The organism is Pseudoalteromonas sp. SR45-5 (genome assembly GCF_014163565.1).
Taxonomy (GTDB): Bacteria; Pseudomonadota; Gammaproteobacteria; order Enterobacterales; family Alteromonadaceae; genus Pseudoalteromonas; species Pseudoalteromonas distincta.
The window spans coordinates 1-2,821 of the sequence record NZ_JACJDN010000527.1 but is presented as its reverse complement, the minus strand read 5'-3'; the positions used below and the strand labels follow the sequence as shown (position 1 = coordinate 2,821).

The 2,821-nt window shown below is 37.6% G+C and carries 2 protein-coding genes and 1 pseudogene; all 3 read right to left on the bottom strand.

Annotation, left to right across the window (positions count from 1 at the left end):
- The coding region (locus H5072_RS16075) for an A24 family peptidase (protein ID WP_182694092.1) at nt 1–849 on the bottom strand (849 nt) is incomplete at its 3' end.
- Between the two features lie 164 nt (nt 850–1,013).
- Nucleotides 1,014–2,243 (bottom strand): type II secretion system F family protein, encoded by a 1,230-nt coding sequence (locus H5072_RS16070; protein ID WP_024597567.1) that lies wholly within the window; start codon nt 2,241–2,243, stop codon nt 1,014–1,016.
- A gap of 87 nt (nt 2,244–2,330) precedes the next feature.
- A pseudogene (locus tag H5072_RS16065) lies at nt 2,331–2,821 on the bottom strand (O-antigen ligase domain-containing protein); the annotation flags it as partial.

Genomic DNA, 2,821 nt, shown 5'->3' with positions numbered 1-2,821 from the left:
CCAAAGCATGGTGATCCAGCCTGCTATCGCTAAATAAGGGCCAAAAGGGATAGGGGTCGCTTTGTCTTTACCTTGTATGCTCAACAGCGCAATACCTATAATGGCACCTACTACGCTCGAAAGCAGAATAATAGTAAGCAATGACTGCCAGCCAAGTAACGCCCCAAATACAGCAAGCAACTTAAAATCGCCATAACCCATGCCTTCTTTACCGGTTAATAACTTAAATAGCCAAAACACGCTCCACAAACTTAAATAACCGCAAGCCGCACCAATAATGGCATCTGTAGGTGTAATTGTGTAACCCATTACAGAAGCAATAAGTGCAAGCCATACTAGCGGAAGTGTAAGTTGATCTGGCAGTAACATGTGGTCAATATCAATAAAGGTCAGAGCTACCAATATCCACGTTACAAAAATATATAAAAGGGCTTGCTCGGTCGCACCAAAGCTATAGGCAACAATTAAACTTAATAGGGCAGTAATTAGCTCTACAGCAGGGTATCGGACCGAAATAGGATTACTGCAGCTTGCGCATTTACCTTTAAGTATTAACCAACTAATAATAGGAATATTCTGCCAAGGCTTAATGGCTGTTTTGCATTTAGGGCAGGTAGAGTTGGGTTTTACTAAGTTAAAAGGCTTATTGATATTGGCTTGTTTAGATTTATTAGCTGTAAGCTCATCATCTAGCAATATGCGGCATTCGCTTTGCCACTCACGTTGCATCATCAGTGGTAAGCGATAAATAACCACATTTAAAAAACTACCAATACATAAACTAATTAAGCCAATAGTGGTTAAATAAAACCACAACTGGCTTTGCATTACTTCAATAATACTTTGCATTATGTTACCTGAAAACTGTTCTAAAAGATTAAGTGTCTAAAAATTAAGTGAAGTATTTATCACATAGAGAAGTGAAAGAGAGTAAATGAGAAGACATTAATAGCCATACCTTATCAAAAAAGTAAGCCTCTCTTTTATTTCCTGTAAATTGTTATTTTTAGTAATTAAATAACAGAGCCCAATTGGAAAATAGGTAAGTACATCGCAACAATCAAGCCACCAACAAGTACACCTAGTACGGCCATAATAAGTGGCTCAAGTAGGCTTGAAAGGCCATCTACTGCATCATCTACTTCTTGCTCATAAATAGTTGCTACTTTTGCGAGCATGCCGTCTAGTGAGCCAGATTCTTCACCAATTGCAACCATTTGTATTACCATATCAGGGAATATTTTTGAGTTACGCATTGCCCAGTTCATTTGATTACCAGAGCTCACTTCAACTTTAATATCTAAAATGGCATAACGATATACTGCATTGCCGGAAGCCCCTGCGGCAGAGTCAAGCGCATCAACCAGAGGCACACCTGCAGCAAACGTAGTCGAAAGAGTTCGTGCATAGCGAGCAACTGCTGCTTTGTTTAAAATCATGCCTATAACTGGGAGTTTAAGTATAGCTCGGTCGGTTGCATCTCTGAGTTTTAAACTTCTAAGCTTGGCTTCTTTAAAAGCGTATCCAAAAGCTACAATAGCGATTAGTATCATCCACCAATATGCTTGCATAAAGTCTGATATGCCAATAACAAACAAAGTGAATGCAGGAAGCTCTGCCCCAAAACCTGCAAATATATCTTGAAACTGCGGCACTACAAATATTAATAGTATTGAGGTTACAATGCCGGCAATTACTAATACTGAAATAGGATAGAACATCGCTTTTTTAATTTTTGATTTTAGCGCTTCGGACTTTTCTTTATACAAAGCAACTCGGTCAAATATTTTATCAAGTGCACCAGATTGCTCGCCAGAGGCTACAAGGTCGCAATATAAATCATCAAAATAACGTGGGTGTTTTCTAAGTGCTGTAGATAGTGGTTGTCCCGCTTTTACTTCATCAGCAATAGTTTCCATTAATTTGGCGACACTTTTATTGGTCGAGCCAGAGCCAATCATTTCAATGGCCTGTATTAAAGGAACTCCCGCCATCAACATAGTCGCAATTTGGCGAGTAAGTAGTGCTATATCTTTAGGGGTTACCTTTTGAACACTTTGAATACCAAACAGTGGTTTTGCTTTACGCTTTACTTTTGAAGGTGTTATACCTTGTTTACGAAGTTGAGCTTTTACTAATGCAATACTATTTCCTGTAAGTTCGCCTTCAAGTTTTTTCCCTCGTGCACTTACACCGACCCACTGAAAAGTATCGAGGCCTTTATCTTGTTGTTTTTTTGCCATTAAGAGTACCCAGCTGAATTTGGTTTAAAACTTCATTATTATAAGCATAACTTAAACTAATGATTCTTGGTAGAAAAGTTGGGTGCTTTAAAATCGTTGCCCAACGGACCAAAATCTAGGTCCGTAAATATAGCCCTTATCAGGGTTAATGTTATTATAAATACTTATCGCTTTTTGTAAGTAAAGGTACCATGCAAAAACAAATAAAATGGTTACTAAAGCTTTTAAGTCTTTATTTATTGAAATGCTTTGGCCTCTTTTTTTATCAACTCTACCAAGTAGCAACCCCCACATTATAAATAAGAGTGTTTGCGAAACCGGCATTACATGCACACCAGAAAATAGTGAGTATGTAATTCCTATAGCAAAAGAATAAAAGAGGCTTTCAGTAATGATGTCTTTTTTATGCTTTTTTAAATGTGTTATCGCTTTTTTAAATGTTGTAAAAACAGCGGTTAAAATACATATAAGGGCGATAAGACCCCATTCATTTAAAATTTCAATTAATGAATTATGAGGGTGACTGTAAGGAGCTGAACTGCCAAGTGACATTTCAAATACTCCAGGACCATTGCCGA

What these genes read in the sequence shown, in the direction of transcription:
- H5072_RS16070 (WP_024597567.1), bottom strand. Translation starts at nt 2,243, where the DNA reads ATGGCAAAAAAACAACAAGATAAAGGCCTCGATACTTTTCAGTGGGTC.